The following is a 25,256-nucleotide window of genomic DNA, read 5'->3' as shown; positions in this document are numbered from 1 at the left end:
GGAGGCAATATCAATGCATCGTGCAATCTGGCTAGTGATATTGATCATTGGGTGCATTACACAAACGGGCTTCGCCCTTGAGTTAGTGCGTTTTGCCCCCCTGCCCATGGAAGACCGGGAAACCGTAGTAAAGCAGTTCCGGCCCATGACTGACTATCTGCAGCAACGTCTCGGCATTTCCATCGACTATGTTTATGCCGATAGTTACGCCGACATTCTTGACAAGTTTCGCAACGGTGATATCGACTTGGCCTATCTGGGTCCCCTGCCCTACGTCGAACTGCGTGCCAGTCATGCTCAAGCCGACCCCCTGGTTCACTTCCGAGAAGCCTCCGGGCAGACTACCTATACCTGTTCCCTGATCGCATTTAGCGATTCAGTATTCCCCCTTGAAAGCCTGTCAGACAAAAAGGTGGCCTTGACCCAGCCCTTGTCCACCTGCGGGTACCTGTCGGCCAACGGCCTTTTGCGCAAATACGGCAGCAGCCTGGAAACCAACCTGTACCGATACCTTGGCAAGCATGATGCGGTTGCCCTTGCTGTTGTGCAAGGTATGTACGATATCGGAGGCCTGAAAACGGCCATCGGCAAAAAGTATACTCATCTCGGGCTGACCATTATTGATGAAACGGCGCCTCTTCCCTCCTTTGCCCTGGTGGGTAACGAAGCGACCCTCAAGCCAGAACTGCTTAACCAGATTCGTCATGTACTCATTGCCATGGACCCGCAGGGTAGGCACCGCGAAATACTCGCCAAATGGGGTGACAATATCCGCCACGGAGCAGTCCCTGCCGACAACGCTAATTACGAGGTTATTCGTGAACTGCTCGGCAAGGTAACCATTCCTGAAAAAGGCAATTTCTAAATGGGGAGCCGGCTCAAACGACTGGCAACAGGCTACGGCTTGATTGCTGCCATGCTGTCATTGTCTCTCGGCCTCGGCCTGTTTCTATTTAGAACCATGGAGCAGAAGAAGCTTGGCCATTTCTCCGAACACCAAACCACCCTCGATACCGCCTACCGGGCTAGCCTTCAGATGTACCAACTGGCAATCGAGAATTTCTACGCCAACGCCATTAACAATAACGACATCCTTCAACTCCTTGAGACAGGCTCAACCAGCCAGGGATCAAAACAGGACCTGGCGCGGGGTCGTCTGTACCGCCGGATTTTTCCTGCATATCAAGCCATCAAAGCTGATATCCCGCTGCAATTACAATTTTATTTGCCTGACGGTACTAGTTTTTTACGTTTTCATAAACCAGACCGTTATGGTGATCCCCTCCTTGAATTTCAGGAATCCATCCGGCTGGCTAATTCTGAAAAACGTCCTGTTCATGGATTTGAAACAGGCAAAGTACGTTCCGGCTTTCGCTATGTCTATCCCTTGATTTACCAGAACCGACACCTTGGCAGTATCGCCGTCAGTGTCACGGCCAAAGGTATCCGGGATGCACTTGCTCAGCTTGATCCCAACCGCGAATATGCCTTCCTGCTCAGCCGTACCCTGACCAAACCCCATATTTTCCCAGAACAACAATGGCTCTACAGCCCGGCGGTTATCCATCCCGATTATCTTCTGGAGGATGCCAACGCCATTCTTCCGGAAAGTCCGCCGCAGCTCTCTGCCGGAGCATCGGCCATCAACCATCGGTTACGCAAGAATAAACGGGTGCAGACTGCACTTAGTCAAGGACAGCCTCTGACCACCCATGCCACCGTTGACGGCTCCAAACATATCGTCTCCATGCTCCCCATCCAGGACATAAGAGGCCAGGTAGCCGGCTATCTTGTCTCTTATGCACAGGACCCCGCCTCCGCGGCCTTTTTCTACGAATTCGTCGTTTACCTGACGACAATGTTGCTTGTGTTGGCGGTAATTACCTTTTTGATACTGCGAATACGGCGCTGGACCGACGCACTCAGTACCGAGAAACACAACCTGCAGGCGATGAACAATGCCTTGGCCGAAGGGGTTTACGTTACCGATGAGGAAGGTGTAATCGAACGTATTAATCCGGCGGCCTGTAAAATTCTCGGTTTTAGCGAACAGGAACTGATTGGCAAAATAGCTCACGATCTGTTTCATTGTCACAGCGACAATGCTTTTATCTCCAAGGATGATTGTCCATTTTTCTTAACTGTCAGCCAAGGTCAACATTATCAAAGCGAAGAAAGTTTTCGCCATCGATCCGGTTCCATCTTAACTGTGGAATTGGCCAGTCGGCCTATTTGGGTCGAGGACCAATTTCATGGTACGGTGACAGCCTTTCATGACATCACAGCACGGAAAGTCACCGAAGAACGTCTCAAACAGAGCGAAGAAACCGCCCGTAAACTGTCAACGGCGGTGGAACAGAGTCCAACGGCAATTATCATCACCGACCTCGAAGGGATCATCGAATACGCAAATCCACAATTTCTGCAGATGACCGGCTACAGAGAGAACGAAGTCATCGGCCAGAGTTCGAGACTGCTTAAATCCGGCTATATGCCACACGGCTTTTATAAAGATTTATGGCGAATAATAAGTGCTGGTCAGACCTGGAAAGGCGAGATGCTGAACCGCAGAAAGAACGGCGAACTCTACTGGGAACTCGACGCCATATCTCCCATTCGCGACAGCTTTAACTGCATCACCCATTACATCGCTACAAAAGTAGACATCAGCGACCGTAAGCGCATGGAAGAAACCCTGCGCGAAAATGAAAAAATCCAACGCACCTTAATGGAGCGCTTGCCCATACCGCTGGTCATTATCGACGCCGCCAGTCGCATCATCGAAAGCGTCAATCCCGCCGCAGCCCAGTTGATCGGTTCTGCCGAAGAGCAAATTATCGGTAACCGGTGCCATAATTTCCTTTGCCCGGCGCAGGAAGACAGCTGCCCGATCCTCGATCAAAATCAGACCGTTGATAGCTCGGAGAAACTGCTCATCCAGCACGACGGTGTTCAAATCCCGATCCTGAAGACCGTGAGAAAAGTTACGATTAAAGGGAAAGAAAAACTTATCGAATGCCTCGTGGATATTCGTGATCGTCTGGAAGCGGAAGAGTCCTTGCGCATCGCGAATCGCCAGTGGAAAGAGGCCACCGCCAAAGCCGAACACCTTGCCGAAGCGGCAGATGCTGCAAACATGGCCAAAAGCACTTTCCTCGCCAGTATGAGCCACGAGATCCGTACTCCGCTCAATGCCATACTAGGTTATTCCCAGCTTTTGCAAAAAGACCCCGATCTCCAGCCAGCGCAGAGAGAACAGATTCAAACCATCAACCGCAGCGGCGACCATCTGCTTGAGTTAATCAACGACATTCTGGAGATTTCCCGCATTGAAGCCGGTCATGTCGCCATTCATCCTGCCCCTTTGGACTTTCGCCAAATGATGGCTGACCTGGCCTCCATGTTCAAACTTTCCTGTCAGCAAAAATCTTTGCAGTTCGAAATGACCCTTGAACAGGAGTTGCCCCAGTATCTAAAGGCTGATCGAGCCAAAATTCGCCAGGTTTTGATTAACCTTCTCTCCAATGCGGTCAAATTTACCGAACAGGGCCACATTTCCTTGCAGGCCAAGGGCTCGACAACAGATCAAACTAATTGGGTTATAACCATTGACATCAGTGATAGCGGCCGCGGCATCGATCCAAGCGAACAGGACAAATTATTCGAGGCCTTTGAACAGACCAGCAGCGGCAAAACCTCCGGTATGGGGTCCGGTCTCGGATTGTCCATCAGCCGTGCTTACGCCGAGCAGCTTGGCGGCGAACTCCGCCTGGAAGAAAGCTCCGCAGGTTCCGGCAGCAGATTCAGGTTTACATTCACCGCCCAAGAGTGTGCCGGCGATGAATTGCAGTTGGCTCCCAGCAACAATCTCTGCCACATCTCAACGATTGCGCCCCAATATCTGCCGATACGGGCCCTGGTTGTCGACGACGACACCAACAGCCGCAACATGCTCTGTCAAACTCTGAGTGAAATCGGCTTTTCGGTAGAAGCTGTCGCCTGCGGCGAAGAGGCCATTGAGCATGTCTTAACCTCGCAAATTGACCTGGTATTAATGGATGTGCAAATGACAGGCATGGACGGCTATCAAACCACCCGCCGTTTGCGATCCCTACCGAACCATTCCGAGACGAAAGTCATGATTGTCACCGCAGGCGGCCTTATCAATGATGATCTCCCCAGGCAAACGATTGCGGCCGGTGCGAATGACTTTATCACTAAACCCTTTAAAACCACCGAGCTCTATACAAAGATAAAGACTCTTTGCAATATTGAGTATCTCTACAGGCCCAAAATGAAAAACAGACTTCCATCGGGCGATCACCCTCCAACGTCAGAGGCTGTACGGGATTTACCAGAACACCTTATTGCCGCATTAAAACAAGCAGTGGAACATGGAGACATGATCCGCTTTTCAGAATTGTTGGAGGAACTGGAAACCAGTAACGATGCCCTGCGAGACTATTTGTCGACTCTCGCTGATCGATATGAATACGAAAAGCTGCTTGATTTTCTAGAAGGCTGTCGAACTTAAAGTCCGATCAGGCGATTTTGCAATCGGCTTAAGGTAAGCCCAACTGTCACTTTGGCAGACACAAAACAATTTTCAGAGAATGGTTTATCGAGGAAGCGTATGAACTCTCCCCATATTATGATCGTTGACGATACACCGGAGAACCTGCACCTGCTAAGCAACCTGCTGAACAAGGCGAACTATCGAGTAAGTGCCTTTCCACACGGGACCCTGGCCCTGAGAGCAGCCCGTCAGAGACAACCCGACCTGATCCTGCTCGACATCACCATGCCCGGGATGGACGGTTACGAAGTTTGTGCTCAGTTGAAAGCCGACCAGGCCTTGCGGGACATTCCGATTATTTTCATCAGTGCGCTGGGTGATACTCTCGACAAAACCAGGGCTTTTCAGGCGGGCGGGGTCGACTATATCACCAAACCCTTTCAGGTCGAAGAAGTCCATGCCCGCGTCACCACCCACTTGGAGCTGCGGCGCTCGCAGAAACAACTGGAGTCAGCCAATTTCTGTCTGGAACAACAGGTTGCCGAACAGCTGGAAGAAATCAACCGTTCACAGCGAGCGATGATCTTTGCCTTGGCCAAGCTGTCCCACATGCGTGACGACGACACCGGCCTGCACCTTGAAAGGGTACAAGACCTGTGCAGGGTCCTGGCACAGAAACTTGCTTCTGATTCAAAGTACGCGCACCTGATCACAGATGACTTTATCGAGACCATCTACCAGGCCAGCCCGCTACATGACGTAGGCAAGGTCGGCATCAACGACGAAATCATGCTGAAACCGGGGAAGTTAACTGTAGAAGAATTTGACGTCATGAGAACTCACACCAGTCTTGGCGCGGCTACTCTGGAATTCGTTTACGCAAAATATCCGCACAACGATTTTGTACGAATGGGCATTGACATTGCCAAGTATCATCATGAACGATGGGACGGCAAAGGCTACCCCTGCGGTCTCACAGGAGAAGAAATCCCTCTCAGTGCCAGAATTATGGCTCTGGTCGATGTCTACGAAGCACTCAGATCCAAACGGCCCTATAAGGAACCCTTCTCCCATCAGAAGGCAAAACAGATCATTCTGGATGGCAGCGGCAGCAACTTCGACCCGCAGGTGGTTCAAGCCTTTTGCTCCGTAGATGCCGAGTTTGATCAAATTCAAGCCACCAGTAGCGAAGGCGTCATCCCTGCGTTCACAGATTACCTTCAGAGCTGACAGAAAAACCGGCACTGCATACCCACCAAAAAGGCAGGCTTAAAAATCGCGGCTGCCCATCATTTTAATTCTTGAGCTCCTCTGCCCACCCCCGACAACGATTCACAGCCCGCTCCCAGCGACCATGTAAAAAGTCTCTCTGTTTTTTTTCCATTTGCGGCTCATAGCGCTGGGCCAACTGCCAACGTGCCGCCAACTCTTCGCGACTCGACCAGAATCCGACCGCCAGGCCGGCCAGGTAAGCAGCCCCCTGTGCAGTCGTTTCGGTAATGGAAGGAACTTCCACCGGAACGCCGAGGATATCAGCCTGAAACTGCATGAGAAAATGATTAGCCACCGCGCCGCCATCGGCACGGAGTTCACGCAGGTCGATACCCGATTCTCGACTCATCGCATCGACCACGTCACGGGTCTGATAGGCAATGCTCTCCAAGGCTGCCCGAGCCAGATGAGCCTTTGTGCATCCGCGGGTGAGACCGATAATCATGCCCCTGGCATAGGCATCCCAGTGGGGCGATCCCAAACCGGTCAGGGCCGGGACGAAATAAACATCATCATTGCTCTGCAGAGAAAGCGCCAGTTCCTCGCTTTCAGCGGCGTTGGCTATGAGGCCTAAACCGTCCCGCAACCACTGCAGGGCCGCTCCCGTAATGAATATCGAACCCTCCAGAGCATACTCAACCGGTTCGTCGTCAATGCCCCAGGCAATGGTGGTCAATAATCGTTGACGACTGGCCACCGGGCTGCGGCCAGTGTTCATCAACAAAAAGGACCCGGTACCATAGGTGGTCTTGGCCATCCCCGGACGATAACAGGTCTGCCCGAACAGAGCCGCTTGCTGATCGCCGGCGATGCCGGCAATGGGTACTCGATGGCCAAAAAAGGCTTGCGGGTCCGTTTCACCATAGACATGGGACGACGGTTTGACAGCCGGCAGCACGGCCCGGGGAATATCCAACCGTGCCAAAATATCTTCATCCCAATCGAGCTCATGGATATTGAACAATAGAGTGCGGGAAGCATTGGAATAATCGGTGACGTGACATTGGCCGCCGGTCAGTTTCCAGACCAGCCAACTGTCGATGGTCCCGAAGGCAATCTCGCCAGCGGCGGCGCGCGAACGCAGATCGGAGACCTGATCAAGCAGCCAATAGACCTTGGTGGCAGAAAAATAGGGGTCGATGAGCAAGCCGGTTTTTTCCTGCCAAAGGGGCTCCAGGCCTTCCTGCTTAAGCTCGTCGCAAAGACGGGCGGTACGGCGGTCCTGCCATACCACCGCCCTGGCTACCGGCAAACTGCTACGGCGATCCCATAACAGTGAAGTTTCCCGTTGATTGGTAATACCGATCGCCCGTACCTCCCCGGGTCTGGCATTTGCCTGCTCAAGAGCCTCCCCCACCACATCAAGGGTAACCGACCAGAGCTCTTGAGGGTCGTGTTCCACCCAACCGGGCTGTGGGTAATACTGGGTAATTTCGGCACTGGCACGGCCACATACCGCCCCGGCCTGATTAAAAACCAACACCGTCGACCCGGTAGTTCCCTGATCGATAGCCAATACGTAACCGTTATCCATTGAGTCCCCAATCAGGCCATCGCTGCCCTTCGAACCAATTGTCATAGCAAACAGACCCCCGTCAGACCATATACCGCCCTCACGACCTACCCTGCCGGGAAAAACCCGCCCATCGGATGGAACTGAATCAACTTGGACAGATTAATAAGACGCATCCTCTTCGCCCCCTGTTTCGGTGCAATAAACCACTATTAGAGAGCAGTCAAATCGACCAGGATTCGTCCCTTAATCCGCCCCTGCAACATGGCTTCTATGTGGCCGGAAAGATCTTCCAGGGCACTCACCTGGGCAAGGCTCTCCAGTTTTTCCAACTTCCAGGCATGAGCCAGCTTAGTCCACACTCTTCGCCTCAAATCCATGGGACAGCCTTGAGAATCGATGCCCGCCAGGGTGATTCCCCGTAAAATAAAGGGGTACACCGTCAAACTAAGCTCGGCAGAAGCAACATTTCCGCAACAGGTCACTATTCCGTGAGGGTGCGTCGATTTAATGGCCGCAGTCAGCATATCGCCCCCCACCGTATCAACGACCCCGGCCCAGCAATCTTTCAACAAAGGCCGAGCCTTTTGATCGGTTAACCGCTCGCGATCGACCACCTCTTTGGCACCCAGGCCTTTAAGATAAGCCTCGGCATCGGCTTTACCTGAAACGGCGATAACCTCATAGCCGAGCTTGGCCAGAATAGCAACCGCTACGCTGCCGACTCCCCCGGTTGCGCCGGTCACCAGAACAGGTCCTTCATCCGGTGAAATCACCTCATCCACTTTTGAAACAGACAGACCGGCCGTAAACCCTGCAGTCCCAAGGACCATACTCTCCTTAAGGGTCAACCCACTGGGCAACGGCACCACCCAACTTGCCGGGACGCGAATGTACCGGCCGAATCCACCGGGGGTGTTCATGCCCAAATCATAACTTGTTACGATAACGGAATCCCCGGGCCTCACCTCTTCAACAGCACTTTCTACAACAACTCCGGCAGCATCAATGCCCGGCGTATGGGGATAATTTTTCGTAACACCCCGGTTGCCGCTGGCAGAAAGAGCATCCTTGTAGTTCAAAGAAGAATATTCGACGCGAATCAACACCTCACCGACTGGCAGATCCGAAACATACCGCTCTTTTACGGTTCTGATGAATACACCGCCTGCAGCTTCCTCAACAACCAACGCTTGAAACTTGCGATCATCCATAGCATTTCCCTGTCCTCATAGATACGAAGCCATAATCAGGTTCATAGAGAAAAACAATTAAATGGTGAAGGTTGCCATTCAAGGGGCTACAACCAGCCAGCAGCCAAGCATCAACAGCAGAACACTTATAGCTATGGCCCCAAACATCCTTATTCCTGCTTTGTGAAAATGCTGCTTTGTCAATTGAACGACCAACTTCGAGTTTATCCCGACATGGATAATTACCAGCGTCATAAATATCAGTGCCAAGAAAAGATGCATGTCGATCCACGAATGACGATGCAGGCCCAAAAAGTATTTATCACCCGACGAAACTCTTCCCACAGGAATGACAAAGTGCAGCAATAACCCGCTTAGAAACATTGCGAACAGGGTGATAAAAAGATGGATATCAACCAAATACTTAACAAAACTCCTTATCGGTTTATATGTTATACCAGCTGAATTCATCTGCTGACGCCTCTGTGAGGGCAGGTTAGGGACAAAGATTTATGCCTGATCAGTTGAGCCAAGCAACGGTAGGGTAAATGCTACACTCGTTCCTCGCCCCACTTCACTTTCAATCCAGATCCGTCCATCGTGTGCTTCGATAATACCCTTGACTATCGCCAAACCAAGTCCGAGCCCTTCCCTGGCCGTATTGGAAGCATCAACCCGATAGAATTTGTCAAACACCCGTTCGATCTGTTCCTGGGTCATCCCGATCCCCTCATCCCTAACCGCAACACAAACCTCGTTTTGCAGTACTTCGTAGGTCACCTGCACCAGGCTCCCATTGGCTGAAAAGTTGACCGCGTTATTGAGCAGGTTTTCCAAAACATGACAGATTTTTCTGCCATCCGCCAGCAGGGGCAAAGGTTCATCGATCTCCACACCTTCAAAACGATACTCGGGGAAAGTTGAACGATAGTCTGCAAGACAGCGCTGGATGAGTTTCCCCGTGTCGGTCAATGTCTTTTCAATGCGGATCACTTGCCCTGAATCGAGTCGAGCAAGATCGAGCATGTCATCAATGATCTTACCCAAAACTTCGGATTTGCGGTGAATAATGGACAAAAACTCGATCTGTTCTTCTTTGCTATATTGTCCATGGTTCAATAAAACCTCAGAAAAACCCATAACGGCGGTCAGAGGGGTTCGCAGTTCGTGAGCAGCGGTAGAGATAAATTCGCTTTTCATACGATCTAGTGCACGCTCTTGGCTCACGTCCCGTAACAGGGTGATAACCCCAACTTGCCTTCCCTCGGCGCCAATTACCACGGACGATTTGGCCTGAATGGCCCGCACTGGTCCATCATCCTGTCCTGGTAGTTCGATCTCCACCACCGCTTCAGTACAATCTCCCTTGCCGATCCGATATATTTGATCCGTCAATAGAGTGCTGTCAAATGTTGTCGTAACCGGCTCGAATAAGACTTCGCTAAGGGGTTTTCCAAATATAGCTTCAGCAGAATCGCTCATCAACACAATCCGGTTTTCCCGATTGGTAAAAACAAGGCCATCGGCCACTGAACGAAGAATCACCTCGATCCGGTCCCTGGCCTCGCGAGCTTCTGTCAGCGCCTCTTGCAACCTGGCTTCCGCATGCTTGCGAGCAGTTATGTCCATCGCGGTAAAGGTGGAGCCAACGGCGGGATCAAGCGGGTCGATAAAGGAAGAACTCAACAGGATATCCACAACCTGGCCGTTCTTTTTGACCCAGCGAGTCTCAAGGGACTTCGCACCATGTATTTCCATAGCCCGGTACTTGATGTATCCAACCCGTTCATATTCCAAATCGCTTTCATACAGCAAACGGGACGACTTGCCGACCAGTTCGGATGATTTGTAACCAAGCATCTTCACCAGATTGTCACTGGTCCAGGTAAAAACCCGATTGTTGGTGACTCCCATGCCGATAGGCGTAGCAGCCAGAATACTGCTTAGGAACTGCTCTCTGTCGCGCAAGGTCACCTCGGCCAGCTTCTGTTCGGTAACATCCCGACCGACCCCCTGAATTTCCACAACCTGACCCTTTCGATCCATGATCGCCCGATTGGTCCATTGCATCCAGCGAATCTCGCCATCAGCTGCAACAACCTGATGTTGATAAGTAGCAACAGGGTTGCCTGGTCCAAGATCGGTAAAGTGCTTCGCGACGACATTCCGATCCTCCGTGGCCACCATCTGCAATAGATTACTGCCGACAAGATCCTGTCGGTCTCGACCGAAGTACCGACTATAAGCTTCGTTGACAAACGTCAGGGTGCCCTCAAGTCCGTTACGACAGATCAGATCCGTCTGGTCGTCAACGATGGCACGGTAACGCGCTTCACTTTCCTGAGCAGCTATTTGATAACGTTTTCGGCTGTGGATATGTAACAGCAGAAAAGTAACAGCGAAACCAAGGCCACAAACAAAAGCCAACCAAAGCCACAGATACTTCTTATCAAGCTGATAAAATTTCTGAGGTTGATGTAGTAAGATACTGTTTTTGGGGAGCTTTTCAACCGCTATGCCATAGCGTAAGAGTTCCCTGTAATCGAATACATACTGGTTGGGGCTGGTTTCCCGTACCGGCACTTCAGTAACGGGGCGGCCATTGAGAATTTGCACGACCATACTTGCTGCCGTCCGGCCTTGAGCTTTATGACATATTACTTTGCCACCGAAAATACCATCGCCAATACCGTGATACCAAAGATGGTATAGGGGGCGATCCAGATGTTTTCCTATCAGACTCAGACTCTCTTGAAACAAAAGAGTACGTTCGTCTTTATCGCGATATGCCGACAAAAGCAAAACGGCACTGTCTTTTTCGAGGCTCTCAAGCTTTTTGGCAAGCTCGGGAAAAGAATGATCCTCCAAAGACAGATGAGAAAGCTTCACTGGACCAGCTTGCGGCCCGAGACGGGAATAGGTCTGCAAGTCCCCCTGTCCGCTTGATGTGCCATCGACCAGAGCGATTATCTCGCTGATCTCAGGGTGTAAATGCCACATCAAATCCAGGGTTTCCTGAATAGATACAGCTTCCACTACCCCGGTTATGAACGGATTGCCGTTCTGTTGCCGCGCCAGATCCTGGTTGTTGACCCCAGTAAAAACAATGGGCTGCAAAGCAAAAAGGGTTTGCTGATGCTTAATGGCAAACTGCAAGGCAGCATCATCACCAGTAATAACGGCATCATAAGGCTTGGTATGGGCAAGTTTATAGATTAACGAATGGTAAAAATTATCCAGGTTTTGCTCATGGGCAAAACGTTTCGCATCCATAAACTCAATATCGAGGAGAATATCCAGTGGCTCTAAGACTGACTTGATACCTTCTATCTGCTGAAAAAAGGTAGGGAATTGGGGATGGTAGGAACTGATAAACAGAACTCGCTGAACAGGTTTTTCTACTGCCCACGTAGTGAGGGGCAATATACCCAGAAAGATCAGCGCCAGACTTGCAACGAATAAATATGATTTCTTTTGTAGCAATTAGCGCCTCTCTTACTTATTTTCGCTAGCAGCTATGCAATTGAATTTTAAGCATCCCTGAGAATTAACCTTATGGTTCATGCAGAGTATAAATCGGCAGCTCTGCTGTAGCAGATAACCTTCATCCGGACAAAGATGTTTTCGTTTTAAACTCCATAAAAAGATAACAAAGAAAACCAGATTTTCATCTTCTAATGACTAACCGGGGAGAAAAGAAACCAGCTGATTTCCTGCCAGAGCGCCAAGCCAGCAACCAATTCAGCTTGGACAAATAGCCTGAACACAAAAATGCCCGACAGGTAGTCACCTGTCAGGCCGGAACCGGTTGCCGTCTTCATTTAAATCAAAAAATCACAAAACACAAACAAAGACATCTGGCTGAACAGAAATAATAATTTCTAACTAACCCAACCCGACGTCGAGACTCATCATGACCACAAAGCCGATCATGGCACAGAGAGTCGCAAAATCACCGTTCTCGCCCTGTTGGGTTTCAGGAATGGCCTCTTCGATAACAACAAAGATCATCGCCCCAGCGGCAAAAGCCAAGGCATAGGGAAGAATCGGCCGGGCCACCAGAACCAGGGCTGCACCGAGGACTCCGGAAATTACCTCAACAAAGCCGGAAAGCTGTCCATACCAGAAACTTTTCCCCACGGATAGCCCGTCACGGCGCAAAGGCATGGAAACCGCCACCCCTTCCGGGAAATTCTGCAAACCGATTCCGAGCGCTAGAGCCACGGCGGCCGCCATGGTCGCGGATGGCAATCCCGCTGCCACCGCACCAAAAGCGACACCTACAGCCAACCCCTCGGGTATGTTATGTAAGGCTACGGCGAGAACAAACAGGGTGCTACGCGGCAATTCGGTGGGAGGGCCTTCGGCCGCACTGCGGGGAAGCCCACGATGCAGATGAGGGAGAATCTTGTCCAGGCCTCGAAGAAAGACGCCTCCGGCCAAAAACCCTATGGCCGGCGGCAACCACGCCACAGACCCCATTTCCTCGGACATGGCAATGGCCGGAGCCAAAAGTGACCAATAGCTTGCCGCAATCATAACACCGGCCGCAAAACCGAGCATACCGTCAAGAAGCTTGCGGCTCGGGTCCTTAGCTAGAAATACGGCGCTCGCGCCCAGGGAGGTGACCCCCCAGGTAAAACAAGTTGCCAAGAATGCCTGCATGATCGGATGAAGCCCTGCCAAAGTTGCCAACATTGCAGATCCTTCCTTGATTAAGCTGCCAGGAGGCAGCTACAACATAATAACGGCTCGACCAGACTCTTGCTTGACTTTGTTTCAGCCCACTTCTATATTTGCCCCCATGAAGGACATTTTTCTCGCAGACGCCCACTTACTTGACCCCGCAGACGACAACTATCAGCGGTTATTGACCTTTTTAAGGCAGCAACGGGGTACCATAAGAAACCTTGTCATGCTCGGTGACATTTTTGAGTTCTGGGTCGGTTACCGGCATACCGTCTTTGCTCCCTTCGTCCCCCTGCTCGAAGAACTGCGTCTGCAACGAGAAAGTGGCACCGAATTGATTTTCGTTGAGGGCAATCACGATTTTCATCTCGGCCCCTATTTCAGTGAGATCCTTGAATGTCGCATCCTGCCTGACGGCGGAACATTGGAGTTGGATGGGAAGCGAATCTTTATCGCACACGGTGACCAGGTCAATCCGGCTGACCGGGGCTACCGGCTGCTGCGCAACGTCTTGCGTTGCCGCCTGAGCCGCCTGCTCTTAGCGCTGACGCCACCGGATTGGGCCTGGCGAGTATCCCGCTGGGCGAGTCGACTGAGTAGCCGCCGTAAAAAAAGCAGAGTCTGTTACCTGCCCGAAGAGCTACTGCTGAACTTTGCCCAAGAACGCTTCGCCGAAGGTTACGACGCCGTGCTCATTGGTCATTTTCATATTCCCCTCTATCGCAAACTCGACGAAAAACTGCTGGTCTGTCTGGGCGATTGGATTGAACAAGACTCCTACGCCGTCTTCGAAAACGGTGCCTTTGCCCTGAAGCGCGCTTAAACCGGCAGAGTCAGATTATCCCTCGCCTTGCTGTTTCTCTTTTTCGGCAACCCGCTGTAATACCAGGTCTTGCACCGTCAACTCACCTAAAACCCCTTCTTCGGCCTGCTGCATTTTAACTTCCAGATCATTGACAAGTTCCCGGGTCGGCAGACGGAAATTCTGAGGATAAGTGGCGCCGTCTTCACGTAACTCCCTAAATAACCCTTGCACAGTCAGAGCATCCAGAGCTCGTCCCGGCTGATAACGCAGGTGTTCCCCACTCTCGTCACACAACACGGCCATTAGATTGAGGCGTACCATATCGTCGAGCAGCTCGCTCAGCACACGGGGAGGCAGCTTGAGATCTTCGCCGATTTGCTCACGGCCCCAGGCCGGTTCACCACGATAAAAGATTTCGCCGGTAAGTATCAATATGGTCAGGGCTAACTGTTGCCGGCAAAGAAAATTGATCTTTTCCGCACCGAGATTCTGACGCACCGTGCCGATATTCTGGATCGCGTAGGTCAACTCAACGCCGAACAACACGATCATCCAGGAAAGATAGAGCCAGACTATGAAGATCGGCAGGGCGGCCATCGTACCGTAAATGGCGTTGTACTTACCTACCCCGACCTGGAAATGGACATACCCCCACTGCAGCAACTGCCACAGGGTGCCACCGACGATACCACCGACCAGTGCGGCCTGAATCCGCACCCGGGTGTTGGGCATAAACAGGTAAAGAAAGATAAACGCCGCCCACATGACCACAAAAGGGATCAGTTTAAACAACAGCAGAAGGGCCTCGCCAACGTAGGCTGTCTCCAATAGTTTCAGCACCAGGGTCTGGCTTTGCAGGCTGGTGCTGATGGAAACCGCCGCCAGTATCAATAGGGGGCTGAGCAGCACAACCGAAAAATAATCGGCAAAACGCCGCATCAGGGTGCGGGTCTCATGGACCCGCCAGATATGATTGAAACTCTTTTCAATATTGGACAAAAGGGCCAATACGGTAAGCACCAGGACAATCAGGCCGATAGCCCCGAGACGCCCGAACTGGGTATTTTCGATATAGCGAAAAATTTCACCGACCACTTCTTGGGAACCGATGGCCAGATTATTGATCAGGAAGGGTTCCAGAACATTTTGTACGCCGAGGCCCTTCAGCAAAGAAAACATCAATGCCAACAGGGGCACGATAGATAGCAGGGTTGCATAGGTCAGAGCCGAGGCCCGCAACATGCAGTTATCAGCCGTAAAATCCCGCACAACCAACCAGAAAATCTGTGCCTGGCGCAACCAGAAAACCCGCCAACGAGTCAACTCGTGGGGATCGATACGCCAAAGATCGTAAATCAGAAACTTTCTGACTTTTTCAAGGATGCTCTTCATGCTGCTCATTCCCACCCCTCAATCAAATCGCCGCACCACAACAGGCCGGGCAACACCGATATTTAACATCCACTTTTCAAAAAAGATAAACTGTGAGCCCTTAAAAACAAACGATTTTCACTCTTCATTCGGCAATCCGGCTACCGGCAACCCAAAGCGTTCGCCAGCCTGTGCCGACTCAGACTGCTCGCCAACCAGAACGATCGCCTGTCCGTCCCATTGAAGGTGCTGACGGGCTGCTGCCAATACATCCTCGGTTGTCACTGCCGCCAGACGATCGCGGTAACGTTGCAAAAAATCTCTGTCATAGTTGTAAAAATCGAGACGCATCGCCTGACTGACCACCTCGTGAGGTTCTTCAAAAGCGAAAACAAAGGAGTTGATCAGACTTTCCCGGGCTATCTCGAGCTCCTCTTCAGTAACAGGGTCCTGGCTGATTCGGCGCATCTCCTCCCGCATCAAACCGACCACCTCATCAACGGTTGCCGTGCGGGTCTCACAACCGGCAACGAACAACCCGGGCAAGCGACGTCCGGCCTGAAAGAAGGAATAGACCGAATAGGCCAGCCCCCGATTGGAACGTACCTCGCGCATCAACCGGGAATTAAAACCTCCCCCGCCAAGAATAAAATTCATGACCCGCAGAGCGTAGAGATCGGGGTGGTCCTTGGTAATACCTCGTTGGCCAAGCAAAACTGTGGTTTGGGGAACATTCTTGGATAAAACCAGTACCGCCGGTTCGATGGGAGCCACCAACGGGGGTATGTACTGCGGTTCGAAGGGTTGCAACGGCCAGTCACCGAAAAGCCTGTCGAGCAACTGCTCCATTTCCTCCGGATTGAAATCACCGGATACCGCCAACCAAAGGTTGTTGGGCAACACATAACGGTGATGAAAATCAAGTAGGTCCTTGCCGGAAATGGCCTGAACCGTATCCAGAGTCGGAGTACGGCCGAGAGGGTGGTCACCGTAGAGAGCTCGACGCAGATGCCGCTGAGCTATGGCACCGGGTTCGTCGTTCTGTCGTCGTATGGCTTCGAGCATCTGCCGCCGGGCCAGCTCCATTCGCTGCTTATCAAAACGGGGGCGGCGCAATAATTCGGCCAGCAAAGCCAATCCGTGTTCCAACTCATCACGATGCAAGGAAAAGTGACTGGAAACCGAGTAACTGCTGTTGCTCACAGAGAGATCGGCAGCCAACTCCTCGAGCTTGTCGTCAAAGGCCTGGGGAGACAACCGACCCGCGCCACCGCTTCGTAAAGCCGCCGCATACAGTTGAACCAGGCCGCTTTTGTCTTGTGGTTCACCGATGCTGCCCGCGCCGATCAGCAGGGAAATCTCTACCAGGGGCAGCTCATGGTCGGGATTGAGATAGAGGCGCATGCCGTTATCCATTACCCTCTGTTCAACTTCCGGAACGGCAAAGGTCAATGGCGGACTAACAATCTGGTCGGGACGGACCTGCGGCCGTTGCCCTACACAGGCCGGCAACAGTAACGCTATCAATAAAAGACCAAACACTCGCAACGACATGGCTCAGATTCCTTTTTTCTGCAAGACCGCCACGGTGCGGTTGGCTGGTACCAGGTAGGTAGCGGCAACACGCTGAATATCCTCCGCGGTGATAGAGGCGATCTGTTCCTCGTAGTCGATCAAGTAACGCCAATCGCCGCTAATGCTCTGATGGAAGGTCAGCATGCGAGCCAATCCGCCGTTACTCTGCAAAATGCGCAGATGATCGACTCGCAGACGATTACGAACCCGTACCAGAAGCTCCTCGCTCACCGGTTCAGTGGCCAAGCGCTGTAATTCGGCGTAAAGAGCCGTTTCGATCTCCGTCACGGTATGCGGGTGACGGGGGATGGCCTTAATCACAAACAGGTTTGGATAGCGATAGCCGGGTGCGCCGAAACTGCGCACCGAAGTGGCCAATTGTTGTTCTACAACCAAAGAGCGATAAAGACGGCTGGTGCGTCCCTGGGAAAGAATATGATCAATAACGTCGAATACGTAATCATCCCGTGCCGGCAAGGTCGGCTTGTGAAAGGCAACGGTCAAACGGGGCTCAGCATCGAATTCGACGGTCACCCGTTTTTCCCCCCGCTGAGGCGGCTCTACTGTCGTGATATTGGGAATCGGCGTGCCGGGCGGGATGGAGCCAAAATAGTTTTCGACCACGGCTACGGCCTGAGCGAAATCGACCGCTCCAACCAAGGCGATAACCGTATTGACCGGACTATAGTAACGTTCCATAAAGGAGCGGGTCACAGCTGGAGAAAGGTTGGCGATATCGGTGGGCCAACCGATGATGGGATTTCGATAGGGATGAACGGTGAATGCTGTAGCCAGCAATGATTCATAGAGCAGGCCATCGGCATCGCTGTCGTAGGATCGACGCCGCTCTTCCATAACCACATCTCGTTCGGTATAAAATTCACGAAGCACGCTGTTACGCATTCGGTCGGCCTCCAGTGAGGCCCACAGTTCCAGCTTATTGGCCGGCAGGGAGACGATATAGGAGGTCAAATCCTTGCTGGTAAAGGCATTGTAACCTACGGCACCGTTACGGGCATAGATCTGGGCAAACTCATCCTTAATCACCAGTTGCGTGTGGCGTTCCTGCAATCCGGCGAGTTTCTGCTCCAGTGCGGCGATGGTCCGCGGGTCCGGTTTGGACTCGTTCCGTAAGCGGTCAAGCTCGCTGCCCGTCAGCTCGATGTCCTTCAACAGGGGCTGTTCTTGCCGGTAGTCCCGGATACCGATGGTTTCGGTACCCTTGAAACGCAGGTGCTCCAGCAGATGGGCAACACCGCGGTCATTGCTTGTTTCATGCACTGCGCCGACCCCGACGGTGAGATAGGCGGAGAAAACCGGCGCTCCCGGTCGTTCAACCACCAAAAGTTTGAGGCCGTTGGCAAAAGTGTGTTCCTGAACCTTTTGCGCCAGGGTAGCGGCCTGCAATGACGGCACCCCGGCGCTCAATAACAGCAAGGCGGCCAAAAGCCGCCCTATCGATCTGATCAGCATGTAATTACTCCCCTGACACGATTCGGCAACCGATAGGAAGCCACCAATATCTTTCAGTATATACCGAAAGGGTCAACCTACCGCAAGGGCTAATCGCCGTAACTTATCAGTGCAGAGGGTTGGGGGGGAACACGGGACTGTCGGACAGCAGACTTTGTACCTTGACCAAAGGATTCGCGATCAAAGCTTCAGCCACCACATCTTCCATACTGTCGACCAGGACCAATCGCACTTCGTTACGGATATTTTCATCGATTTCCTGCAAATGGTCGCTATTACTGGCTGGCAGCAACACAGTCGTCACCCCGGCTCGATGAGCGGCCAGAACCTTCTCCTTGACGCCGCCGATAGGCAGCACTCTGCCGGTTAAAGTCAACTCGCCGGTCATCGCCACATTACGACGGGCGGGACAATTAGTCAGCAGGGAGATAAGGGCCGTGGCAATCGCCACGCCGGCCGAGGGACCGTCTTTGGGAATGGCACCGGCCGGCACATGAATATGTAAATCGCTCTGTTCAAAGAAGTCTCCTTCGATACCGAATTCGGCATGGTTGGCACGCACAAAAGAGAGCGCCGTCTTAGCCGATTCGCGCATGACATCGCCGAGACTTCCCGTCAAAATCAACTCCTTTTTACCGACCATGCGGGAAGCTTCAATAAAGATAATATCCCCGCCTGTTTCGGTCCAGGCCAAACCGGTAGCCACACCGACCCGGTCCTCCTCGCTGGCCGCATCGGCATAGAACCGGCGCGGTCCAAGCAGCGGGTCGACATCCGTGGCGCTAATCAAAGTACGGGGCACATCCCCTTGAGTGATTTCCTTGGCCACCTTGCGGCAAATGGAAGCGACTTGGCGTTCTACAGCGCGCACTCCGGCCTCCCGAGTGTATTCCCGAATAATCTTGAAGATGGCATCCTGCTCAAATTCCAGAGGATAGTCTTGCAGCCCGTTTTCATTGAGTTGTTTCGGCAACAGATATTTACGAACGATTTGCAACTTCTCTTCATCGCTGTAGCCGGGCAGGCGAATGGTCTCCATACGATCTCGCAGAGGCGCCGGAACCGGATCCATAACGTTGGCGGTAGTAATAAACATAACCTGCGACAGATCGAAAGGTACATCGAGATAATGATCGGTAAAGGAATCGTTCTGTTCCGGATCGAGCACTTCCAGAAGGGCCGAGGAAGGGTCACCGCGAAAATCCTGGCCGATCTTATCTACCTCATCGAGCATAAAGACCGGGTTATTGGCTTTGGCCCGACTGATCTCCTGAATGATGCGGCCCGGCATGGCGCCTATATAGGTACGACGATGTCCGCGAATTTCCGCCTCGTCCTTCATGCCACCGAGAGAGATTCGAATAAACTTGCGCCCCATGGCCCGGGCGATGGAACGACCGAGGGAGGTCTTGCCGACCCCGGGTGGGCCAACCAGGCAGAGAATTGGCCCTTTGAGGGTTTTCTTCAGGCTGTGTACGGCCAAAAACTCCAGAATGCGTTCCTTGACCTCCTTGAGGTTGTAGTGATCGTTGTCCAGAGTCTTTTGTGCAGCAGCGATATCCAAAACATCGTCCGTACCGCTATTCCAGGGCAGGTTACTCAGGCATTCCAGATAAGTTCTCGCTACGCTATATTCCGGAGAGGAGGGGTTGATACGCTCCAGTCGTTCCAGTTCCCGGTCGGCCACCTCAACCACCTCTTCCGGCAGCTCGGCATCCTCCAGGGCCCGACGCAACTTGCTGAGTTCCGCCCGGTGGGGATCGTCATCTCCAAGTTCGTTCTGGATCTGTTTGAGCTGCTCCCGCAGCAGATATTCCTTCTGGTTCTTGCCGATACGTTTAGCCACCTCCGATTGCACCTCGCCCTGCACTTGCAGCTTTTGCACCTCGGCGGTCAACAACAGATAGATCCCTTTAAGTCGTTCCAAAGGATCCAGTGTATCGAGAAGCCGCTGCTGATCGGCAAAATCGAGGGTAAGATAGACCGCCACCAGATCGGCCAGTTCTCCAGGCTCATTGATCTGGTTCATCATCTTCAGAACCTCACCCGGCAAGGGCCGGCCGTAGGCCAGTGCCACCTTGAGCAGAGCCTTGACACTTTGAGTCAAAGCCTCGGCAATAGGCCCCCTGCCCTCCGGATCGTTGAGTACTTTGACCGAAGCAAGGACGAAGGGGGTTCGCTGGCTGGCACTCAGCAAGCGAATGCGAACCAGCCCCTCAAGCATCACCTTGGCACCGCCTTCGGGAAACCGGAACACCTGGGTGATTCGACAGACGGTGCCGATGCGATTGAATTCGTGCAGGCCTTCCGCAGTATCTTCAGGCCGTATCGGCACAAGCCCGAGCAGATGATCGCGGCGCAACGCCTCTTCTATGGGAACCATACCCTGACTTTGTACTAACAGCGGAAAAGTCATATGGGGAAAGACAATCTGGTTGCGCAGAGGATAGATGGGCAATTCCGGTGGGATCGACAGGGTTTTATTGAACATCCGCTCGCTCCATCAGGTGGGGCTATGAATGAAAATGGCACTTGCCGAGTAGGTGGTGGACTCGCAACGAGCCAACAGCTCGTCCCAGAGCAAAACGGTCCTACCCGAAAAGCATAGCAATCGCCCGAAGGCTGTCAAGAAAGGCGGATCAAAAGAAAGGACTAAAGTATTGATTTTGCTACAGAACCGGAGCCAGAAATAATCGGCGCAACAAATGGGAGAGGCTTAAAAAACGGGAAACAGGGATAGGCAAGTCGATGAATGGGAGAGAGTCCCTTTATGACAAATGTGGAGCTCTTGGTCCTAAACCAGGGAATGTAAAATTATCCTGCGGAGGACCAGTCCCGTGTTAATAGCGACGGGCAACCATATAGTCGGCAAGTTCGAGTAAAGCATCCTTCTCCGCTCCGTCGGCAAAAGCGTTCAGACGTTCCTTTGCGCGACGGCACAATTCTTCGGCCTGTTGCCAGCAGTAAGCGATACCGCCGGTCTGTTCAATAATTAGCAACACCTCTGCGAGGTCGGCTGCCGGCAGTTCAGTATGCCCGATCACGGCAATAATGCGTTGTCGATCGACATCGGTAGCTTTACGCAGAGCATGAATCAACGGCAGGGTCACCTTGCCTTCGGCCAGATCGTGGCCCGGCGTTTTGCCAAATTCCGCTTCCACGGCCACATAATCAAGAGCATCGTCAATGAGCTGAAAGGCCAGACCGAGTTCGGTGCCAAACTGGTGCAAAGTCTCTGCCTGCGGGCCGTCGTCGACCAGCAAAGCGCCGCAACGGCAGGAAGCGGCAAACAAGGCAGCGGTTTTTTTACCTACAATTTCCAGATAGCTTTGTTCTTTCAAATCAAGATCAGAGCTGTTGACCAGTTGCTGCATCTCTCCTTCGGCGAGCGAGGTGACCGCCTCGGACAGAGTCTTAAAAACCGGCAGATTCCCGCTTTCGACAATCATCGAAAAAGACTTGGCAAACAGATAGTCGCCAGCCAACACCGAGGCCTGATTACCCCATACCACATTAGCCGAAGGATTCCCCCGCCGCAGGGTCGCTTTGTCCACTACGTCATCATGGAGCAAAGTAGCGGTATGAATAAACTCCACCACACTGGCCAAAGGGATATGGTCCTCACCCTGGTAGCCACTAAGCCGCGCACAGAGAAGCAGCAGCATGGGCCGAACCCGCTTGCCGCCACTGGCCAACAGGTATTGACCGACCTGGTTGATAAGGGCGGTTTCAGAGTGCATGCTTTTGGTGAAGTGTTCCTCGACAGCCGCAAGGTCATCGCGGAGCAACCGCAGGGCCTTTTCCATAAACTGTTTGTTTCTCCTCAGTCGGGCCGTAAAAAGACAGCCTGTAAAACACTATGGGGACGAACAATCAAAACCAGGATAAAAACACTGGCGATTCTTTATTAATCTATCGGAAAGATTTTTCCCATAATCGATTCTGAAAAAGCCGATGAAGGGGCTATTCCAACAATCGATAATCGCTAAAATACCGCTCATCCTAAGAATTCCTGGCAACCTTGTCAAAGCATTTCTCCCCACAAAAACCGACTGCCCTTCTATTGATGGTTTTCAAAAAACGTGCAGGATGGTTACGCAAAAATTTCGTCCTGCAAAGCCGGGTATTTTTTCAAGGGTGAAGCCATACATAGCATGGAGAGTCCTGAAAAAACCGTAACCTTAAGCCTGACTTTTTGCAACGCTGTCTTCTATTAGGAAAAGACAAGGTTGAGCGTTTAAGTTATAATTCCCAGGTAAAGACGATTTGATTGAAACAGGTCTAAAGAAAGGGGCAACTTAAAATGAAAAAACTTAGTTCGCTGGTTTTGGTGAGCATGGGTGCATTTTTGTTCTGGACCGCAATCCCTACAGCCGAGGCTGGCTGGGGAAACCTGTTCGAAGGGGTCAAAGGCCTGATCAGCGGCGGTAGCCTGGAAAACAAAGACATTGTGGCCGGGCTCAAAGAGGCCCTACGCATTGGCGCCGACAACAGCGTGACGCAAGTCGGGCAAATCGACGGTTACCTCAAAAACCCGGATATTCACATCGGCCTGCCAGGGCCCGTGGCCAAAGCAGAAAAGTTGTTGCGTTTTGCCGGGTACGGCGACCAGATCGACGCCTTTGAAACGAGCATGAACCGGGCCGCTGAACAAGCCGCCCCGCAAGCCAAGGAAATTTTCTGGCAGGCGATCGGCGACATGACCCTGGACGACGCCCGTCAAATCCTCGACGGTGGCGACACGGCCGCTACAGACTATTTTGCCGACCGCACCCGCCCCCGGCTGGCGGAGATCTTTTCCCCCATCGTCCACAACTCCCTGGCCTCGGTAGGTGCCACTAAAAACTTTCAAGATCTCGACACAACCCTCAAGAGCTTACCTTTGGGTGAGAGTTTGAGCTTTGATCTGGATCGTTACGTTACCGATGGCGCTCTGGACGGGCTGTTCCTGATCCTCGGCGAAGAAGAACGTAAAATCCGAGAGAATCCGGGAGCCCGCACCACGCATCTGCTGAAAAAAGTGTTTGGTGCTGCCAAGTAACCTATATCGCAGGTCAACCTGTAGAATCATTGGGGGGAAGGCATACCACGAAGTTTACACCCTGCAGTTAACCGCCATGATCTGTTTATCGGCATTACTCGTTGCAGCCATCAACTGGCATCTCTGTCAAATAAATCCTTAAACAAACAAGGATTTACTTCTGAAAGAATTTACAAAAAGAGCCCAGCTTGATATTCAAGCTGGGCTCTTTTTGTGTTGTGTAAATTGTGATTTACGATACGGGAGGAGGGCAACAAGCGACCTTGCAGGAGGCTCAAGTTTTCTGGGCAATCAGTCCCTTGCCGCTTCTACCTGTTGCGTCCGATTGATGGCAAGGATCAGGCTGAGCAGGCCAGCGAACATCAAGCTGTAGCCGAGCAGTTCAAGGCTCTCTTCCACGATCATTTTGACACTGCGCATATAATACTCACCCATGATGCCGATCCAGATTTCCTTTTTGCCCAATATTCGGGCAAAGGTCATCAGGATCACGAAACCAACTGAGGCAATAATCGACGCCGAGTAGAGGCGAATCTCCTGCAGCTGGGCCCAGAATGGTCGACGATGTCGGAACAACCAGAGACCGGAAGGGATTAATACCATTGCCACTACCAGCTGCCAAGCGCCCCGGAACCACTCATCCCTGAACCAGTTATTTTGTTCACGGATCAGCATGACCAGGGCCAATATACTGAGCACAGCGAAAAAAACGCGAAATGATTTTTGATGGCGGACAGACCATGCAGAAAGGGAAATCATCAGGAGAAGAAGAAGGTTTTGACAGTTTTCTATGAGGGTATTCTCGCTGCTGGTGTATTGGAAGGCGGTGGTAGCCTCCAGGTAAACCACTTCGCTAGCAAAGAAACACATACCCACGACAATAATGGCATTTAGCATCAATTGTAATCCTGTGAAAAACTAACGTTGCATGAGGGTCTGATTAGGCTCATATCGAACCGGGAAATCTAGACTAAGATTAATCGTCAGTCAAGAGATTGTTCCGATAGTCTGGGCAGGAGAAGTTTCATCTGTGGGCAGGGCGATAATGACGTTGTTTGGGCCCCGGGACTTTGGCTTGAATTGCCGCTACAATTCTTGACGCGCCCTCTACTATCTTAAAAGCTGTCCACACCTTTACAACCAGGCAATAATCCAAAACCTAGATAAATAAAAGAAAACCACCATGTTTGCGGCGGTTTTTACCGTCATTATATCCAACATCCCAAGGTTAGTGTTTCGGTCCGCGTTTCAATGCGACAAGCTCAGCATCAAGAGCTTCTGCGACCTGCTTTAAGTTCGCTCATCCGCATGTGCTTACTGTAAACCTTGAGGTTTACGTCCGCGGCGGCACCAACATTGTAATGCGGGGTTTTGGCGCCATCTACCATTTTTTCCGTTCTCGATAGAAAATTTTCCCTGCCATGCCCCCCCCTTTTCTGCGTACCGCCCCCAATAGTGGCGCTCTATTGTATCATTGTAGACAGGGTGCCGACTCGGCTCCTTCCCAATGAACTATTGGCATGATTTACATCAAAGCCGGGACGACACATCCACCAAATACGGATTAAGGATTTTGAATTTTCCAAAACTAACCACTAGAGCACCGCTAATTCAATTGGCATGATTTAATCTGGCGAGCAAAGCCGCACTGTAGATTATCTATAATTAATTAGTTTAGACGTTTTCCCTTAAAGGGATTAACATGTTCTTACTTGCGGACGGGGAAGCTCTAACAATTGGCCTTTCTTCTTTTAGCGAACAGGGCTCGATGACCCTCGGCTAGTTTCCGTACCGGCCTCCTTTTTCTC

Annotated in this window: 16 protein-coding genes; 5 read left to right on the top strand and 11 right to left on the bottom strand. The window is 51.9% G+C overall.

Features of this window, described 5'->3' with window-relative positions; genetic code table 11:
* The first annotated feature begins 13 nt into the window (after positions 1–13).
* From A7E78_RS01010 to A7E78_RS01000, 3 genes are all read left to right on the top strand, one after another.
* Positions 14–865: a PhnD/SsuA/transferrin family substrate-binding protein gene (locus A7E78_RS01010; protein ID WP_072282521.1), complete on the top strand. Its 852-nt coding sequence runs from the start codon at positions 14–16 to the stop codon at positions 863–865.
* Positions 866–4,534, top strand: a complete 3,669-nt coding sequence (locus A7E78_RS01005) for a PAS domain S-box protein (RefSeq protein ID WP_072282520.1) — start codon at positions 866–868, stop codon at positions 4,532–4,534.
* 99 nt (positions 4,535–4,633) lie between these two features.
* Entirely contained in the window at positions 4,634–5,746 is a 1,113-nt protein-coding gene (locus tag A7E78_RS01000) for a response regulator (RefSeq protein WP_072282519.1), read from the top strand.
* 64 nt (positions 5,747–5,810) lie between these two features.
* Here A7E78_RS01000 and glpK read toward each other — a convergent pair whose 3' ends face one another.
* From glpK to A7E78_RS00975, 5 genes are all read right to left on the bottom strand, one after another.
* Entirely contained in the window at positions 5,811–7,322 is a 1,512-nt protein-coding gene (gene glpK, locus A7E78_RS00995; RefSeq protein WP_072284982.1) for a glycerol kinase GlpK, read from the bottom strand.
* 191 nt (positions 7,323–7,513) lie between these two features.
* Positions 7,514–8,515 (bottom strand): YhdH/YhfP family quinone oxidoreductase, encoded by a 1,002-nt coding sequence (locus A7E78_RS00990; protein WP_072282518.1) that lies wholly within the window; start codon positions 8,513–8,515, stop codon positions 7,514–7,516.
* Positions 8,516–8,593: 78 nt separating this feature from the next.
* Positions 8,594–8,965 carry a DUF4405 domain-containing protein gene (locus A7E78_RS00985; RefSeq protein WP_083552501.1) on the bottom strand — a complete coding sequence of 124 codons (372 nt, stop codon included), beginning with the start codon at positions 8,963–8,965 and terminating at the stop codon, positions 8,594–8,596.
* 39 nt (positions 8,966–9,004) lie between these two features.
* Positions 9,005–11,767: an ABC transporter substrate binding protein gene (locus A7E78_RS00980; RefSeq protein WP_145924814.1), complete on the bottom strand. Its 2,763-nt coding sequence runs from the start codon at positions 11,765–11,767 to the stop codon at positions 9,005–9,007.
* 612 nt (positions 11,768–12,379) lie between these two features.
* Positions 12,380–13,192, bottom strand: coding sequence for a ZIP family metal transporter (locus tag A7E78_RS00975; protein WP_072282515.1), 813 nt, complete (start codon positions 13,190–13,192; stop codon positions 12,380–12,382).
* A 106-nt stretch (positions 13,193–13,298) separates the two neighbouring features.
* Here A7E78_RS00975 and A7E78_RS00970 point away from each other — a divergent pair, with 106 nt between their 5' ends.
* The gene (locus A7E78_RS00970) at positions 13,299–14,006 is read left to right on the top strand and encodes a UDP-2,3-diacylglucosamine diphosphatase (protein WP_072284981.1); all 708 of its coding nucleotides are present in this window, start codon (positions 13,299–13,301) and stop codon (positions 14,004–14,006) included.
* Positions 14,007–14,021: 15 nt separating this feature from the next.
* Here A7E78_RS00970 and A7E78_RS00965 read toward each other — a convergent pair whose 3' ends face one another.
* The 5 genes from A7E78_RS00965 to A7E78_RS00945 all read right to left on the bottom strand — a co-directional run bounded on the left by A7E78_RS00965 (position 14,022) and on the right by A7E78_RS00945 (position 22,213).
* A complete protein-coding gene (locus A7E78_RS00965; protein ID WP_072282514.1) occupies positions 14,022–15,389 on the bottom strand; it encodes a YihY/virulence factor BrkB family protein in 1,368 nt (455 codons plus the stop codon).
* A 108-nt stretch (positions 15,390–15,497) separates the two neighbouring features.
* Complete coding sequence (locus A7E78_RS00960) at positions 15,498–16,913, bottom strand: M16 family metallopeptidase (protein WP_072282513.1); 1,416 nt, start codon at positions 16,911–16,913, stop codon at positions 15,498–15,500.
* A 3-nt stretch (positions 16,914–16,916) separates the two neighbouring features.
* Positions 16,917–18,407 (bottom strand): M16 family metallopeptidase, encoded by a 1,491-nt coding sequence (locus A7E78_RS00955; RefSeq protein WP_201258016.1) that lies wholly within the window; start codon positions 18,405–18,407, stop codon positions 16,917–16,919.
* A 106-nt stretch (positions 18,408–18,513) separates the two neighbouring features.
* Complete coding sequence (gene lon, locus A7E78_RS00950) at positions 18,514–20,898, bottom strand: endopeptidase La (protein WP_072282512.1); 2,385 nt, start codon at positions 20,896–20,898, stop codon at positions 18,514–18,516.
* A gap of 349 nt (positions 20,899–21,247) precedes the next feature.
* Complete coding sequence (locus tag A7E78_RS00945; protein WP_072282511.1) at positions 21,248–22,213, bottom strand: polyprenyl synthetase family protein; 966 nt, start codon at positions 22,211–22,213, stop codon at positions 21,248–21,250.
* Positions 22,214–22,710: 497 nt separating this feature from the next.
* Between A7E78_RS00945 and A7E78_RS00940 the strand changes: the two genes are divergently transcribed.
* Positions 22,711–23,448, top strand: a complete 738-nt coding sequence (locus A7E78_RS00940; protein WP_072282510.1) for a DUF4197 domain-containing protein — start codon at positions 22,711–22,713, stop codon at positions 23,446–23,448.
* Between the two features lie 291 nt (positions 23,449–23,739).
* Here the strand turns inward: A7E78_RS00940 and A7E78_RS00935 are convergent, their stop codons facing one another.
* On the bottom strand, positions 23,740–24,345 hold the full coding sequence (locus A7E78_RS00935) for a hypothetical protein (protein WP_072282509.1): 606 nt from the start codon (positions 24,343–24,345) through the stop codon (positions 23,740–23,742).
* Positions 24,346–25,256 lie beyond the last annotated feature (911 nt).

Origin of the sequence: Syntrophotalea acetylenivorans (assembly GCF_001887775.1) — a bacterium.
Lineage (GTDB): Bacteria > Desulfobacterota > Desulfuromonadia > Desulfuromonadales > Syntrophotaleaceae > Syntrophotalea_A > Syntrophotalea_A acetylenivorans.
Note: the sequence above shows the minus strand (reverse complement) of the source record. Positions and strands in the feature narration are given on the sequence as shown.

What these genes read in the sequence shown, in the direction of transcription:
- A7E78_RS01000 (WP_072282519.1), top strand. Translation starts at nt 4,634, where the DNA reads ATGAACTCTCCCCATATTATGATCGTTGACGATACACCGGAGAACCTG.
- A7E78_RS00980 (WP_145924814.1), bottom strand. Translation starts at nt 11,767, where the DNA reads ATGGATGCGAAACGTTTTGCCCATGAGCAAAACCTGGATAATTTTTAC.
- A7E78_RS00975 (WP_072282515.1), bottom strand. Translation starts at nt 13,192, where the DNA reads ATGTTGGCAACTTTGGCAGGGCTTCATCCGATCATGCAGGCATTCTTG.
- A7E78_RS00940 (WP_072282510.1), top strand. Translation starts at nt 22,711, where the DNA reads ATGAAAAAACTTAGTTCGCTGGTTTTGGTGAGCATGGGTGCATTTTTG.
- A7E78_RS00945 (WP_072282511.1), bottom strand. Translation starts at nt 22,213, where the DNA reads ATGGAAAAGGCCCTGCGGTTGCTCCGCGATGACCTTGCGGCTGTCGAG.
- A7E78_RS00970 (WP_072284981.1), top strand. Translation starts at nt 13,299, where the DNA reads ATGAAGGACATTTTTCTCGCAGACGCCCACTTACTTGACCCCGCAGAC.
- A7E78_RS00965 (WP_072282514.1), bottom strand. Translation starts at nt 15,389, where the DNA reads ATGAGCAGCATGAAGAGCATCCTTGAAAAAGTCAGAAAGTTTCTGATT.
- A7E78_RS00985 (WP_083552501.1), bottom strand. Translation starts at nt 8,965, where the DNA reads ATGAATTCAGCTGGTATAACATATAAACCGATAAGGAGTTTTGTTAAG.
- A7E78_RS01005 (WP_072282520.1), top strand. Translation starts at nt 866, where the DNA reads ATGGGGAGCCGGCTCAAACGACTGGCAACAGGCTACGGCTTGATTGCT.
- A7E78_RS00990 (WP_072282518.1), bottom strand. Translation starts at nt 8,515, where the DNA reads ATGGATGATCGCAAGTTTCAAGCGTTGGTTGTTGAGGAAGCTGCAGGC.
- lon (WP_072282512.1), bottom strand. Translation starts at nt 20,898, where the DNA reads ATGTTCAATAAAACCCTGTCGATCCCACCGGAATTGCCCATCTATCCT.
- A7E78_RS01010 (WP_072282521.1), top strand. Translation starts at nt 14, where the DNA reads ATGCATCGTGCAATCTGGCTAGTGATATTGATCATTGGGTGCATTACA.
- A7E78_RS00960 (WP_072282513.1), bottom strand. Translation starts at nt 16,913, where the DNA reads ATGTCGTTGCGAGTGTTTGGTCTTTTATTGATAGCGTTACTGTTGCCG.
- A7E78_RS00955 (WP_201258016.1), bottom strand. Translation starts at nt 18,407, where the DNA reads ATGCTGATCAGATCGATAGGGCGGCTTTTGGCCGCCTTGCTGTTATTG.
- A7E78_RS00935 (WP_072282509.1), bottom strand. Translation starts at nt 24,345, where the DNA reads ATGCTAAATGCCATTATTGTCGTGGGTATGTGTTTCTTTGCTAGCGAA.
- glpK (WP_072284982.1), bottom strand. Translation starts at nt 7,322, where the DNA reads ATGGATAACGGTTACGTATTGGCTATCGATCAGGGAACTACCGGGTCG.